The sequence below is a fragment of the Paraburkholderia ginsengiterrae genome (genome assembly GCF_001645125.1).
In the GTDB taxonomy this organism is placed as follows: domain Bacteria; phylum Pseudomonadota; class Gammaproteobacteria; order Burkholderiales; family Burkholderiaceae; genus Paraburkholderia; species Paraburkholderia ginsengiterrae.
Genome location: NZ_LXKA01000110.1, coordinates 111,088 through 124,343, shown reverse-complemented (window position 1 = coordinate 124,343; position 13,256 = coordinate 111,088). Strand labels below are relative to the sequence as shown.

Below are 13,256 nucleotides of genomic sequence, written 5' to 3'. Positions count from 1 at the left end.
ATGTGCGTGAAACGGTGCGTAATCGAAGCTTTTAGCCGGGCGCGGCAGCCTCAGGGCGCGCAGCGCTGTCTAACCGGTTATTGAAACATAACTGTCGAGCCGGCGCTGACGGTCGGGGATCGAGCCCCTTTTCGTCCCGGCCGGCTGTGCAGGAAATACTCTCCAAGCTATGGGCGCTCAGGCGATTTGCAACAGCAGGCCTTTCAGGTATTCGCCTTCAGGGAACGCGGTGAGCATCGGATGATCCACCCCCGCACCGAGGCGCTTGAGAATCCGGGCATCGACGCGCGCGTCGGCGGCCGCGCCGGACACGATCTTCTGGAACAGTTCGGCGTCGATCGCTCCGGAGCACGAGTAGGTGAACAGGAGCCCGCCCGGGCGCAGCAATTTCAGGCCGGTCAGGTTGATGTCCTTATACGCACGCGACGCGCGGTCCACATGCTCGCGCGACGGCGCGAATTTCGGCGGATCGAGCACGACCAGGTCGAAACGCTCGCCGTCGTCGTACAGGCGCCGCAACGTCTTGAAGGCATCGGCGTCGAGCCAGGTGGCGCGCTCGGCGTCGAAGCCGTTGGCCGCCACGTTCTGCTGGGCGATTGTCAGCGCGTCGCCGGATGAGTCGATCGAGACCACGCGTTTGGCGCCGCCCTTTAGTGCGGCCAGCGAGAAGCCGCCGGTGTAGCAGAAGCAGTTCAGCACCTCGCGATCCTGAGCGAACTGCTGCACCAGCAGGCGGTTGTCGCGCTGATCGACGTAAAAGCCGGTCTTGTGGCCGTTGCGCACGTCGACGTGATACCGCACGCCGTTTTCGCTGGCGATCAGCGTCTCGGACGGCGGCTCGCCCGCCAGCACACCGGTGATCTGTTCGAGCCCTTCCTTCTGGCGAATCGAGACGTCCGAGCGTTCGTAGACATTCGGACAGCCGGTCGCGCCGGTCAGCGCCGCGACGATCGCTTCCTTCCAGGCTTCGACGCCTGCCGCCATGAACTGGCAGACCAACTGACTGCGCTGGCCTTCGTCCTCGGCGACGTAATGATCGACGATCAAGCCGGGCAGGCCGTCTGCTTCGCCGAAAATCAGCCGTACCGCGCCGGTGTCGTGAACCATCGTTTGACGATGGGCGAGCGCGCGTTGCACGCGGCGCTTGAAAAACGCGTGATCGATCGGTTCGGTTTCGTCGAAGCTCCACACACGGGCGCGGATCTGCGAATGCGGGCTGTAGGCGGCGCGCGCGAGAAAACGGCCGTCGTGCGAGCGCACCAGCACGGTCGCGCCGGGCGCGGGATTGCCGTCGATCCGGTCGATCGCGTTGGCATAGACCCACGGGTGGCGGCGCAGCAGCGACTTTTCTTTCGACGGTTTGAGCGTAACGGTATTCATCAGGGTGTCAGCAGGAGCAATGAGCCGCGTGGTAAATCGCGCGGCGGGTCAAGCGAAGGCGGAGACTGCCCGCCGTGCAGTTTTACTGCGCGGCGTCAATCGCGTTTTTTGGCGCGCGGGTGTGCCTGATCGTAGACGTGGGCGAGATGCTGGAAATCGAGCGCCGTGTAGACCTGCGTAGCGGTGATGCTGGCGTGGCCAAGCAATTCCTGCACGGCGCGCAGATCGCCGCTCGACTGCAGCACATGCGTGGCGAACGAATGCCGCAGGACGTGCGGATGCACGTTGGCGGGAATGCCGGCGGCCAGCGCCGCCCGCTTCACCCGCTCACGCACCACGTTCGGAGACAGGCGATTGCCGCGCGCGGACAGAAACAGCGGATGCGGATCGTGCCGGACCATCTGGTCGCGCACCGCGAGCCAAGCGTTCAATGCGTCCAGCGCCTTGCTGCCGACCGGCACGACGCGGCGCCGATTGCCCTTGCCGAGCACTTCGACTTCGGCGGAATCGAGCTTGAGCCAACCGGCGGAGCGGTAGCCACCGGCATCGGCGAAACGGACGTCGAGACCGACCAGTTCCGCGAGACGCAGACCCGACGAGTAGAACAGTTCGAGCATGGCGTGATCGCGCAAGCCTTCGGGCGACGCGGCGGGCGCGTTTTCCATCAGGCGCGTGGCGTCGTCGACGGAGAGTGCCTTCGGCAGCGTTTTGGCCTGCTTCGGCGCACGCACGGTGGCGACCGGATTTGCCGGCAGGTCGACGCGGCCGGCGAGCCAGCGGTAAAACGCGCGCCACGCCGACAGCCGGTGGCTGATCGAGCGCGCCGTCAGGCCGCCCGCGTGCGCCCGCGACACGGCGCCGCGAATATCCACGGCGGTGAGGCTTTCGAGCGGCCGGCCTTTGGCCAGCAACCTGAGTTCCTCGAGTTCGTGGGTGTAACCGCGCAGCGTATGCGCCGACAAGCGCCGCTCATGTTCGAGATTCGACAGATAGGCGGCGATTGGATCTGAGGCGGTCACGGTGGATGTGGTTAGCGGCCGGCGCGGCGTGGTCGTGAGCTCAGCGCGGCAGCAGACGGCTCAACGCCGCGCTGGCCAAAGCGCCGATCTGCGTCAGGAAATCGGTGGCCATGCCGTCGTGGAAGCGGCGTGCGTCGGCGGAACCCATTACCAGCAGGCCGAAGGTGGGCGCTTCTTCCTTGCCTTCGGGATCGCGCAGCGCGAGCAGCGCGATCGACTCGGTGGCGTGGGCGGACTCGGGCGCCGCGGGTGCGCCGTCGTCAGGCACAGGCGTAACGGCCGGTGCCAGCCATTGCGCTGCCTCGAAGCCGGTGTTCGCGCCGCAGTACGGCGAGGTGAGGCTATTGGCGAAAATCCGCACTTCCTCGCCGACATGGCGTGCGAAATCAGCCTGAGCGTAGGGCTCGGCCACATCCCACACGCGCAGCGCGGCTTGCGGCACGTCGAAAATATCGCGCAAGCCCGTGGCGATGGTGCGCGGCAACGCGTACGGATCGCGTTCGGCCATCACGCGGGTGGTCCAGCGGTTGAACTTCGAGGCGATGCTGTCGTTCTCGTGACCGTAGCGCAGCAGTTCGGCGAGGCGACGTTCGAGAAGCTTGTTCTTGTCGCGCAACATTTCCATCTGCCGTTCCTGCAGCGACACCGCGGCTTTGCCGTGCGGGTTCGCGAGCCGGATCGTCGCGAGCATTTCCGCGTGTTCGGCGAAGAATTCGGGGTTGGCGAGCAGATATTCGGCGACTTCGCGATCGTTCATGGTTTCGGCTAAAGGACTACGGGGCGGCGCCAGAGGCGACGCATCGGTCAATGGGGTCAAGCGGCGGGTGAATTGGCCAACGAGTCGGACAACTCAATCTCACCTGAGAAAACGGTTGCCGCGGGGCCGGCCATTAGCAGCGGCTGGCCTTCCTGCGCGTTGTCCCACGAGATCGTCAGGTCGCCGCCGTGCGTGTGCACGAGCACCGGCGCATCGAGCAGCCCGCGCCGGATGCCGGCCGCGACGGCCGCACACGCGCCCGTGCCGCACGCCAGCGTTTCACCGGCGCCGCGCTCGTAGACGCGCAGTTTGATCTCGCTGCGACCGACGATCTGCATGAAGCCCGCATTCACTCGCTGCGGGAAACGCGCATGCTTTTCGATCACCGGGCCTTCGACCAGCACCGGAAATGCCTCGACGTCCTCGACCACCTGTACGGCGTGCGGATTGCCCATCGACACCACCGAAATCCAGCGCGCCGTGCCGTTCACGTCGAGCGGCCAGAGCGTGTCCGCGCCTTCGCGGCGGCCTTCCAGGCCCTTGGTGGCGAACGGCACGCGTTCCGGATCGAACACCGGCGCGCCCATGTCGACCAGCACTTCGCCGTTGTCCTGCATGGTCAGCGTGAGGGTGCCCTTTTGCACCTGCACACGCACGCTGCGCTGATCGGTCAGGCCACTGTCGCGCACGAACTTGACGAAGCAGCGCGCGCCATTGCCGCAATGCTCCACTTCGCCGCCGTCGCAGTTAAAAATGCGATATCTGAAATCGACGCCCTCTACCGTGGGCTTTTCGACCAGCAGCAACTGGTCGGCACCGACGCCGAAATGCCGGTCCGCGAGCGCGCGCACCTGCGCCGGCGTCAGGTTGACCGGTTGGCTGTAGCCGTCGAGCACGACGAAGTCGTTGCCCGCGCCGTGCATTTTGGTGAATTTCAGTTTCATCGCGCTATTGTAAGTGACACGCCTGCAGGTGGGCCGTACGCCACGTTATTTCCGCGTTCTGGCGCTTTTTTACGCGCGGCTTCGCCGTCAGGCGGCCGGCCGCTCAGTACACGCTTGGGACGCCCGGCGGCCGCGTCTTGAAGCGCTTGTGAACCCAGTAGTACTGCTCGGGCATCAGCGGGATCTGCTCTTCGAGAAAGGCGTTCATGCGCCGTGCGTCCGCATCGTCGTCGCCGGTTGGGTAGTTGTCCCAAGGCTTGAACACTTTGAGGCGGTATCCCTTGTAGTTCGGCAGTACCTCGCCGATGAACGGCAGGACCTGCGCGTGCCCGACCTTCGCCAGACGCCCCACCGCGGTCAGCGTGCAGGTCGGCACGCCGAAGAACGGCACGAAGGTGGAGTTGCGCGCGCCGTAGTCCATGTCCGCGCCGAGCATCACCGGTTTGCCCTCGCGTAGCCAGCGCAGCACGACGCGCGCACTGTCGGCGCGGCTTGCCATGTCCGCGCCGAAACGCCCGCGCGCCGCTTTGGCGACCGCCTCGAGTTCCGGGTTCGACATTGGCTGATAGAGCGAGCCGCATTGCCGTTTGAGTGAGTAGTTAATGAAGATCGAGCCGGCTTCGATCCCGACGAAGTGAAAGCCGAGAAGCAAGGTAGGCGGCATATTCGGGTCGGTGAGGTCGACCGCGCTGTCGACCTGGATCAGCTTTTCGAGTTTCTTGGCCGAACCGAACCATTGCACGCTGCGCTCGACATAACTGCGAATCGCGTGGCGGAAATGTTTCTGGGCGACCTCTTCGCGGCGCTCATCGCTCCATTCGGGGAAGCACAGCTTCAGATTGATATGGACGATCCGCCTGCGCCGACTCGGAATCTGATAGAGCAGCCAGCCGAGGCCATCGCCGAAACGGGCAATGAGACCGTAGGGCAGCAAGGCAAACAGTTTCAACAGGCCGATCGCGAACTTCGCGCCATAGCGGCTCAGCATGCCGCCTCCTGGAAGGAGGTGCACGGGGCGCCGCGCGGGACGGATTTCAGAACAGCGGAAAGGTTGACGTAATACCGCACGCTTGGACACTCTGTGACAATCGAAAGAAGTCGCTATAATAAGGGCTTCGCCGAGTTAATAGACAACTTGCGGGGCGAAGCCGGTGGGCGTAATCCATGTGATTTGCGCCTTCCAGGAAGGTAATCCGCTAAAGCGTCGCCGCTTCAAGGCTCCCGAAGCTGGCTACGTGAAACTCAACCGTAACCACACAACAGGAGTCTGCAACGTGGCAAACAACTATCTGTTCACGTCCGAATCCGTTTCTGAAGGGCATCCCGACAAGGTCGCGGATCAGATTTCGGACGCCATTCTCGACGCCATCCTGGCACAAGACAAATACTCACGTGTTGCGGCGGAAACGCTGTGCAACACGGGTCTGGTCGTGCTGGCCGGTGAAATCACCACCGCTGCGAACGTCGATTACATCCAGGTCGCGCGCAATACGATCAAGCGCATCGGCTACGACAACACCGACTACGGCATCGACTACCGCGGCTGCGCGGTGCTCGTCGCGTACGACAAGCAATCGCCGGACATCGCCCAAGGCGTGGACCGCGCGCACGACAATAACCTCGATCAAGGCGCCGGCGACCAGGGCCTGATGTTCGGTTACGCGTGCGAAGAAACCCCGGAACTGATGCCGCTGCCGATCCACCTGTCGCACCGTCTGGTGGAGCGTCAGGCGAATCTGCGCCGCGACGGCCGCCTGCCGTGGCTGCGTCCGGACGCGAAGTCGCAGGTTACCGTGCGTTATGTCGACGGCAAGCCGCATTCCATCGACACAGTCGTGCTGTCCACGCAGCATTCGCCGGACATCGAACTGGCCACGCTGCGCGAAGCCGTGATCGAAGAAGTCATCAAGCCGGTGCTGCCGGCCGACCTGATCAAGGGCGACATCAAGTTCCTCGTGAACCCGACTGGTCGTTTCGTGATCGGCGGTCCGCAGGGCGATTGCGGCCTGACGGGTCGCAAGATCATCGTCGATACGTACGGCGGTGCCGCACCGCACGGCGGCGGCGCGTTCTCGGGCAAGGATCCGTCGAAGGTCGACCGTTCGGCGGCCTACGCCGGCCGTTATGTCGCGAAGAACATCGTGGCCGCGGGTCTGGCCTCGCGCTGCCTTATTCAGGTGTCGTACGCCATTGGCGTCGCCCAGCCGACTTCGGTCATGGTCAACACGTTCGGCACGGGCCGCGTGTCGGATGCAACGATCACGAAGCTCGTGCAGGAGCATTTCGACCTGCGTCCGAAGGGCATCATCCAGATGCTCGACCTGCTGCGCCCGATCTACGAGAAGAGCGCGGCATACGGTCACTTCGGCCGCGAAGAGCCGGAATTCACGTGGGAAGCCACGGACAAGGCATTGGTGCTCGCCGAAGCTGCCGGCACAGAACCGGTTGCCGCGCTGGCCGAATAATGGCCAGTTAATGGCCAACTAGGCGCGAGCTTTCCGCTTCAGCAAAAAACCCCGCCGGCGCAAGCCGGGCGGGGTTTTTTTTGTCTGTCATTTGCGTGGTCACGCGCCTGGTCGACAGCATTGCGATCAACGTGAGGCGCTCCCGCGCGACGCCGCGCAACAGCCGCTAAAACAGCCACTGCCGCGCGTACTTTCCCGCCGACTCATCGGCTCGCGAACGCAAATACGAACCAGCCGGAGCTGCTGCTCGTCGACATCCGGCGCGGGCGGCGGCTCGTGTTGGTTGCTGCGACGACCGGTGCACGTTGCGCTGCGGTGAGGTGCAGCGGCGTCGGTTTGCGCAGCAGCGTGCGCAGCGAAAAGCGACGCGTATGGCCTTGCAGGCGCAAGGCAGCGAAGAACGTGTGGAACCAGGTGCGAATACCGTCGACGGCTTTGGCATCGCGCCATTGTTCGCCCAGCGCGCGGGCGCGCGTGGCATGGTGCCGCAGTGCGCGCACGACATGGCGGCGCGCCGGACGCGCTGCTTTCAGCGCGGCGCGGGTAAGACGGGTGTTCAGAAGAGTGTGCATGGCTTCACAAGCCGGCTACGCGCCGCGAGATGGTATGTGCGTCAGAAGCAGCACCAAATGTGCCAGTGACGGTGTCGCGATGGACGGCGCAAGAGCCCGGAATTCGATGGAAAAGCGCACGGAGGACAGCGGAGCCGGCTCTGGTGGCCTGTACACCGCGCAAGAGTGCAGGAGTGGCGATCAACATGCGAGAAGGCTACACGCGATTCGTGACGTGAGAAAGTCGGTTTTTACCCTGCGAATAAGGGTTTTTACGAGGCAGATCGCGACTCGCGCGTGACGGGGTCGTGTCCTTTGCGACCGATTATCGTGCGTCTGTGCCCCCTCAATGTGCCGCGAAATTGAGCCGGGTGCATGAAAGCAGTGCGTCAGCCGACCGGCCGGAAGGTGAAACAGCGCACAGCGCGATCGTGCCCGTTTTACAATCGAGCATCAGCTAGTCGACAGTCACGGAACACCATGTCACTTCATTCCAAGAAAGAGCAGATTCAAGCGTTGCGGGAGCAGGGTTTTGTCGTCGTGCCCGGATTGGTGTCGCCAGAGCGTTGCGCGGAACTGAAACAGATTGCCCAGCGGCAGTTGGTGGAAGCGGCCGAGCCGATCGAGTTCGAAGCGGATCTGCAGTATCCCGGTGCGCCGCCGTCGAAGCATGCGCCGGGCGGCCATACCGTGCGGCGGCTGCTGGATGCGTATGGACGGCATCCGGATTTCGCGCAGTGGGCGACCGCGCCGGAAATTCGCGGCTGGATGGAACTGTATTTCGGTGAAGAACCGCGCTTATCGCGGGCGCACCACAATTGCATGATGACCAAGCATCCCGCGTATGGCAGCTTGACCGGCTGGCATCGCGACGTGCGGTACTGGTCGTTCGAGCGGGACGATCTGGTGTCGGTGTGGCTCGCGGTCGGTTCGGAGACCGTGGATAACGGCGCGCTGTGGTTCGTGCCGAAGTCGCATAACGCAGCGTTCACCTCCGATCGTTTCGATCAGGCCAAATTCTTCCGCTCCGATCTGGAAGAGAATCAGGAATGGATCCGCACGGCGGTTTCGCCTGAACTTCAGGCCGGCGACGTGGTGTTCTTTCACTGCAATACGCTGCACTCGGCCGGCAAGAACATCAGCGACGAGGTGAAGTTTTCGCTGGTGTACACGTATCACGGTGCGAGCAACGTGCCGTTGCCGGGAACGCGTTCGGCGGCGAAGCCCGAGGTGGCTTTCTAGCGTGTTTAATGCTCGCGGCGGCGCATGTCCGGGTCCACGTACCCGAGTTCAAAGCGCCGCGCGAGCCATTGAGCTCTCCGCGAGCTCTTGGCGAGTTATTACCGCTTGCGCCCGGACAAAGCCACGCCGGTTAGCCCCGCAATGGTAGCCACGACGCCGCACACGATCAGCACGATCGCCTTGTTGGTCGGCGAACCGGTGAAGACGCGCGAGACTTCGCTGCTCACCGAGTTGAACGCCTGTCCGCCGAAATACAGCAACACGATACCGCCGACAATCAGCGCGATTGAAATCGCCTTCGTCATCTACCTCTCCCTAAGCCTGAAAACGCGCAAAGTGTAGGGGAGCCGCCGACAATCGTCCATCCCGCATAGTGGGCGTCTGCACGCAACATCCCGATTGGCTACCATAACGGTCTGGCCGCCTCCCCACCGACAACAACAAAGCGGCACGCCTCCCGCAGCATGCAATTGCCCCATGCCCGCCACTGGTCGGGCGCCTTCACCATCAAGGACACTAGCAATGGCTTACGAAGCAGCTTCAGAACGCTATTCGGATATGCAGTACCGCGTCTGCGGCAAGTCGGGTCTCAAACTGCCGGCGCTGTCGCTCGGCTTGTGGCACAACTTCGGCGACACCACGCCCATCTCCACGCAGCGCGACATTCTCCGCACCGCCTTCGATCTGGGTATCACGCACTTCGACCTCGCCAACAACTACGGCCCGCCGTACGGCAGCGCTGAAACCAATTTCGGCCGGCTGTTCAAGGACGACTTCAAGCCGTATCGCGACGAACTGCTGATTTCGTCGAAGGCCGGCTGGGATATGTGGCCGGGTCCGTACGGCCAGGGCGGCGGATCGCGCAAATACGTGCTCGCGAGTCTCGACCAGAGCCTGCAACGCATGGGGCTCGACTACGTCGATATTTTCTATTCGCATCGTTTCGACGCCGACACACCGCTCGAAGAGACCGCGGGTGCGCTGGCGAGCGCCGTGCAGCAAGGCAAGGCGCTCTATGTCGGGATCTCGTCATACTCGGCGTCCAAGACGCTCGAAATGGCGAAGCTGCTCGCCGAATACAAGGTGCCGCTGTTGATTCATCAGCCGGCGTACAACATGCTCAATCGCTGGATCGAGCGCGAACTGCTGGATGCGCTGGAGACGGCCGGCTCGGGCGCCATCGCGTTCACGCCGCTGGCGCAGGGGCTGCTCACCGGCAAATACCTGAATGGCGTGCCGGACGATGCGCGCGTCAACAAGCCGGGCGGCGGTTCGTTGAAGCAGGAGCATTTGAGCCCGCAGAACATCGAGCATGTGCGCAAGCTCAACGAGATCGCGCAGCGTCGCGGACAAAGCCTTGCGCAGATGGCGCTGGCCTGGGCGCTACGCGACCCGCGTGTGACCTCCGTGCTGATCGGTGCGAGCCGTGCGGAGCAGGTGCGCGAGAACGTCGGCGCTTTGAAGAACCTCGCGTTTTCGAAGGACGAACTGGCGGAGATCGACCGCTACGCGACCGAAGGTGGCATCAATTTGTGGGAAAAGCCGTCGACGGATCAGGCGATCTGATCCGCGCGCCGCGGACGATTCGTCCGGCGCTTAGGCCGTAGCAATGGAAAAGCCGCCCGTTATGAATTGGGGCGGCTTTTTTTGTCCTACACGAGGGCCGGCAAACCTTCGACCAGCACGACCGCGAACACCACGCCGATCAACGCGCCGAGCACGCGCAGCGCGTTGTGCCTGAATTCCGTCTTGCAGGGAAGCGCACCGACAAACAAAGCCCCGGCCAGTGCCATCGGAATGACCAGGATGAAATCACCGATCGTGAAGTACGTCGTCATTCTCGTCTCCTTATGTATGACGGACGAAGACGGCGGCTCCATTGATGGAGTCATGCGCCGCCAACGCACGATTCGAGTATAGGAGACGGCCCAATCGGCGCACCGCGTTTTTGCGGCGCTGCAACGGCTATTCGCAAGCCGCTGAACCCGGCGTGGCAACGGTGGCCGCGATTTCCGCGATGCAGCAAAAGAGTCGAAAAACAGGCTGCGTTTGATTACGTACGCCTTACTTTTTGCGGCATTTTCAATGCGGGCTGGATGCGTGCACGATCTGATCGTCCGTCGGTAGCGCCGACGCATCCCAGCCGCCGCCGAGCGCCTTGATCAATGCGACGCTCGCGGCCATGCGCCGGCGCGCGATCGATACCGCATTGCGCTCATTGGTGAGCGCGGTGGTTTGCGCGACCACCACGTCGAGATAGGTGATCGCGCCGTTCTTGTAGCGGTTCGACACGACTGCCAGCGCACGCTGCGCCGCGGCGACAGCGTCGTCCTGCGCGGCGGCTTCCTGTTCGAGCACGCGCAACGCGGCGAGGTTGTCCTCGACCTGGCCAAACGCCGTGAGCACCGTCTGCCGGTATTGCGCCACGCTCTCGTCGTAATGCGCGCGGGCCTGTTCCTTCACGGCGGCGCGCCCGCCGAAGTCGAGCAGCGTGACCGCCAACGCAGGCCCCAACGACCAGAGCCGGCTCGGCGCCAGCAGCCATTGGTTGTAATTGGTCGCCTCGAGCCCACCCGTCACGGACAAAATGAGGTTCGGGAAAAACGCCGCGGTCGCCACGCCGATTTGCGCGTTCATATCGGCGACGTGCCGCTCCGCCGCGGCAATGTCGGGGCGGCGTTCGAGCAAGGTCGACGGCACGCCCGCCGCTGCCACGACCGGCATCGCTACGAGCGGCGCGACCGGCAGCGAAAAAGTGGAAGGCGTCTGGCCGATCAGGATCGCGATCGCGTGTTCCAGTTGCGCGCGCTGCACACCGAGGTCGAGCGCTTGCGCCTGGGTGGTTTTCAGCTGCGTTTGCGCCTGCGCGACATCGGCGTCGGTAGCGATGCCCCCGGCGTAGCGGTGCTGCGTCAGATCGAGTGCATCACGGTAGGCCTGGATCGTGTCGTCCAGTAGTTGGCTTTCCTGATCGAGTCCACACAACTCAAAGTAGTCGGTGGCGAGCTCGGCCTGCATCGACAGAAGCACGCTTTGGGTATCGGCGGCGCTCGCCTGCGCTTCGGCTTTCGCGCCTTCGACGCTGCGCGACACGCGGCCCCACAGGTCGGGCTCCCACGACGCGTCGGCCTGCACGAGATAGTCGTTCAGCGTGAGACCGGCGGTCGATTTATGTGCCACGTTTTCCGAGGTACGCCCGCGCGAATAGTCGCTGTTCGCGGTGACGACCGGAAAGAAGCTCGAGCGATATTGCGCGACGGTGGCGCGGGCGGCGCGAAAGCGCGCGTCGGCCGCCTGCACGTTCTGGTTCGCGCTCGCGACCTGCTGTTCGAGTGCATCGAGCGATGGGTCCGCATAGACGCTCCACCATGCGCCGCGTGCGAGCGTGTCGGCGGGTTGCGCGGGTTTCCAGCCGGTGCCGTCGAGTTCCTTGTAGGTCGCCGCGCTGGCCGCGGGTGGCTTCACGTAGTCGGGGCCGACGGTGCAAGCGGTGAGCGCGCATGCCGAAGCCAACGCCAATGCAACGACGTGCGGGCCGACGCGCTCAAACGGCGGTGCGACGAACCGGCGGCGCGATGCAGGCGCATTCATGAAGATGCTTCCACGGTTGGCAGGTCCGTCGCAAACGCACCTGTTGCGCTCGCTGCGCCTTCGACTGCGGGAGCGCCTGAAAGACCCGACGCTCCTTCCACTTTCGCCGCGACGATCCGCACCTGCGCGCCATCGACGATCGAGTCCTGCGGATTCACGATCACCTGCTCGTCGCCTCGCAAGCCGGACACGATCGCCACACGCGTGCCGAAGTCCGTCCCCAGCGACACCGGCATCAGCTTCACCTTGTGTTGCGCATCGACGGTTGCGACTTTCACGCCATCCGGGCGGAACAGCAATGTGTTGCCGGGCAGCGTGAACGGCGCGACGCCCGTGCTCAACGCGAAATGCACCTGTGCGTACGCGCCCGGCAGCAGATCGCCGTTGCGATTGTCGACGTCGACTTCGACCAGCATCGTGCGCTGCTGTGGATCGACCGCGCCCGCGGTGCGCGCCACGACGCCGGGATAATGTCTGGACGGCGTTTCAGTCAGCGTCAGGAATGCGCTTTGCTCCGCGCGGATCTGCAGCGCGTAGGCCTGCGGCACGTTCACATAGACGCGCAGCCGATCCGCCTGCGCGACATGGAACAGTTCCTTCGCCGGGCCGCCCGCGCTGCCCGCATCGATCAGCGCGCCGACATCCACATTGCGCGCCGTCACGATGCCGTCGAACGGCGCGTAGACCTTCTGGAATGACTGCGTTTTCTCGAGGCGCGCCACGTTGAAGCGCGCGGCGTCGAGCGTGGCCTTTTTCGCGAGCATGTCGCCGACCTTCTCGTCGGTTTCCTGCTTCGAGACGGATTTGCTCTTCAGCATATCGGTCCAGCGGTCGGCGGTGCTTTTTGCGAGCGCGTAGTTGGCGTCGGCATTCGCGAGATCAGCGCGGGCAGCGCGCAGTTGATCGTCCACTTCCGGCGTGTCGATTTCCGCGAGCAACTGGCCGCCTTTCACGTGCGCGCCGATGTCGGCATACCACTTCTTCAAATAGCCGTTGGTGCGGGCGTAGATCGGCGTGTCGAGAAAAGCCTGCACGTTGCCGGGCAGCATGAGATCGGGGCCGCTGGTCGACTTCTGCGGCCGCACGACCTCGACGCTCGTCTGACTCGCATGCTCGGCAGCGCGCTCGAGTTCGGCGTGTGCGTCATGGCGCGACCAGATGCCTTGCGCCGCGAGCGCGACGACCGCGACGGCCACCGCGACGCCGATCCAGCGTGCGCGGTGGCCCTGCGCGGCATCGCGCGCGGAGTGAGAACCGTCTGGGCGTTGTCCTTCCATCAAGCATCCCCTTTTGAGCGGCGTTGCGTG

The 13,256-nt window shown here is 64.0% G+C and carries 13 protein-coding genes; 3 read left to right on the top strand and 10 right to left on the bottom strand.

The window, feature by feature from the left end; all coding sequences use genetic code 11:
- Positions 1 to 177: 177 nt before the first annotated feature.
- The 5 genes from A6V37_RS08680 to A6V37_RS08660 form a co-directional block, all read right to left on the bottom strand.
- On the bottom strand, positions 178 to 1,380 hold the full coding sequence (locus tag A6V37_RS08680) for a class I SAM-dependent rRNA methyltransferase (protein ID WP_064266859.1): 1,203 nt from the start codon (positions 1,378 to 1,380) through the stop codon (positions 178 to 180).
- Positions 1,381 to 1,475: 95 nt separating this feature from the next.
- Positions 1,476 to 2,399, bottom strand: coding sequence for a tyrosine recombinase XerC (gene xerC / locus A6V37_RS08675; RefSeq protein WP_064266858.1), 924 nt, complete (start codon positions 2,397 to 2,399; stop codon positions 1,476 to 1,478).
- Positions 2,400 to 2,439: 40 nt separating this feature from the next.
- Complete coding sequence (locus tag A6V37_RS08670) at positions 2,440 to 3,156, bottom strand: DUF484 family protein (RefSeq protein WP_064266857.1); 717 nt, start codon at positions 3,154 to 3,156, stop codon at positions 2,440 to 2,442.
- Between the two features lie 56 nt (positions 3,157 to 3,212).
- Positions 3,213 to 4,100, bottom strand: a complete 888-nt coding sequence (gene dapF, locus A6V37_RS08665) for a diaminopimelate epimerase (RefSeq protein WP_064266856.1) — start codon at positions 4,098 to 4,100, stop codon at positions 3,213 to 3,215.
- 103 nt (positions 4,101 to 4,203) lie between these two features.
- Entirely contained in the window at positions 4,204 to 5,088 is an 885-nt protein-coding gene (locus tag A6V37_RS08660) for a lipid A biosynthesis lauroyl acyltransferase (RefSeq protein WP_064266855.1), read from the bottom strand.
- 286 nt (positions 5,089 to 5,374) lie between these two features.
- Here A6V37_RS08660 and metK point away from each other — a divergent pair, with 286 nt between their 5' ends.
- Positions 5,375 to 6,565: a methionine adenosyltransferase gene (metK, locus tag A6V37_RS08655; protein WP_064266854.1), complete on the top strand. Its 1,191-nt coding sequence runs from the start codon at positions 5,375 to 5,377 to the stop codon at positions 6,563 to 6,565.
- Between the two features lie 203 nt (positions 6,566 to 6,768).
- On the opposite strand, the gene A6V37_RS08650 is transcribed toward metK, so the two are convergent.
- A complete protein-coding gene (locus A6V37_RS08650) occupies positions 6,769 to 7,137 on the bottom strand; it encodes a hypothetical protein (protein WP_064266853.1) in 369 nt (122 codons plus the stop codon).
- Positions 7,138 to 7,596: 459 nt separating this feature from the next.
- On the opposite strand from A6V37_RS08650, the gene A6V37_RS08645 reads away from it, so the two are divergent.
- Positions 7,597 to 8,358, top strand: coding sequence for a phytanoyl-CoA dioxygenase family protein (locus A6V37_RS08645; RefSeq protein ID WP_064266852.1), 762 nt, complete (start codon positions 7,597 to 7,599; stop codon positions 8,356 to 8,358).
- A gap of 98 nt (positions 8,359 to 8,456) precedes the next feature.
- On the opposite strand, the gene A6V37_RS08640 is transcribed toward A6V37_RS08645, so the two are convergent.
- Positions 8,457 to 8,663, bottom strand: a complete 207-nt coding sequence (locus A6V37_RS08640; protein WP_064266851.1) for a DUF3185 family protein — start codon at positions 8,661 to 8,663, stop codon at positions 8,457 to 8,459.
- Positions 8,664 to 8,880: 217 nt separating this feature from the next.
- On the opposite strand from A6V37_RS08640, the gene mgrA reads away from it, so the two are divergent.
- Positions 8,881 to 9,924 carry an L-glyceraldehyde 3-phosphate reductase gene (mgrA, locus tag A6V37_RS08635; protein ID WP_064266850.1) on the top strand — a complete coding sequence of 348 codons (1,044 nt, stop codon included), beginning with the start codon at positions 8,881 to 8,883 and terminating at the stop codon, positions 9,922 to 9,924.
- An 86-nt stretch (positions 9,925 to 10,010) separates the two neighbouring features.
- On the opposite strand, the gene A6V37_RS08630 is transcribed toward mgrA, so the two are convergent.
- The 3 genes from A6V37_RS08630 to A6V37_RS08620 form a co-directional block, all read right to left on the bottom strand.
- Positions 10,011 to 10,196 (bottom strand): hypothetical protein, encoded by a 186-nt coding sequence (locus A6V37_RS08630; protein WP_007179669.1) that lies wholly within the window; start codon positions 10,194 to 10,196, stop codon positions 10,011 to 10,013.
- A 244-nt stretch (positions 10,197 to 10,440) separates the two neighbouring features.
- On the bottom strand, positions 10,441 to 11,949 hold the full coding sequence (locus tag A6V37_RS08625; protein ID WP_064266849.1) for an efflux transporter outer membrane subunit: 1,509 nt from the start codon (positions 11,947 to 11,949) through the stop codon (positions 10,441 to 10,443).
- The gene (locus A6V37_RS08620; RefSeq protein ID WP_064266848.1) at positions 11,946 to 13,226 is read right to left on the bottom strand and encodes an efflux RND transporter periplasmic adaptor subunit; all 1,281 of its coding nucleotides are present in this window, start codon (positions 13,224 to 13,226) and stop codon (positions 11,946 to 11,948) included. Before A6V37_RS08620 ends, A6V37_RS08625 begins: the two co-directional genes overlap by 4 nt.
- Positions 13,227 to 13,256 lie beyond the last annotated feature (30 nt).

Excerpts from the sequence above, each read along its gene's own strand:
- A6V37_RS08650 (WP_064266853.1), bottom strand. The coding sequence starts at position 7,137 with ATGCACACTCTTCTGAACACCCGTCTTACCCGCGCCGCGCTGAAAGCA.
- A6V37_RS08625 (WP_064266849.1), bottom strand. The coding sequence starts at position 11,949 with ATGAATGCGCCTGCATCGCGCCGCCGGTTCGTCGCACCGCCGTTTGAG.
- A6V37_RS08640 (WP_064266851.1), bottom strand. The coding sequence starts at position 8,663 with ATGACGAAGGCGATTTCAATCGCGCTGATTGTCGGCGGTATCGTGTTG.
- A6V37_RS08620 (WP_064266848.1), bottom strand. The coding sequence starts at position 13,226 with ATGGAAGGACAACGCCCAGACGGTTCTCACTCCGCGCGCGATGCCGCG.
- A6V37_RS08670 (WP_064266857.1), bottom strand. The coding sequence starts at position 3,156 with ATGAACGATCGCGAAGTCGCCGAATATCTGCTCGCCAACCCCGAATTC.
- A6V37_RS08645 (WP_064266852.1), top strand. The coding sequence starts at position 7,597 with ATGTCACTTCATTCCAAGAAAGAGCAGATTCAAGCGTTGCGGGAGCAG.
- dapF (WP_064266856.1), bottom strand. The coding sequence starts at position 4,100 with ATGAAACTGAAATTCACCAAAATGCACGGCGCGGGCAACGACTTCGTC.
- A6V37_RS08680 (WP_064266859.1), bottom strand. The coding sequence starts at position 1,380 with ATGAATACCGTTACGCTCAAACCGTCGAAAGAAAAGTCGCTGCTGCGC.
- mgrA (WP_064266850.1), top strand. The coding sequence starts at position 8,881 with ATGGCTTACGAAGCAGCTTCAGAACGCTATTCGGATATGCAGTACCGC.
- A6V37_RS08660 (WP_064266855.1), bottom strand. The coding sequence starts at position 5,088 with ATGCTGAGCCGCTATGGCGCGAAGTTCGCGATCGGCCTGTTGAAACTG.
- A6V37_RS08630 (WP_007179669.1), bottom strand. The coding sequence starts at position 10,196 with ATGACGACGTACTTCACGATCGGTGATTTCATCCTGGTCATTCCGATG.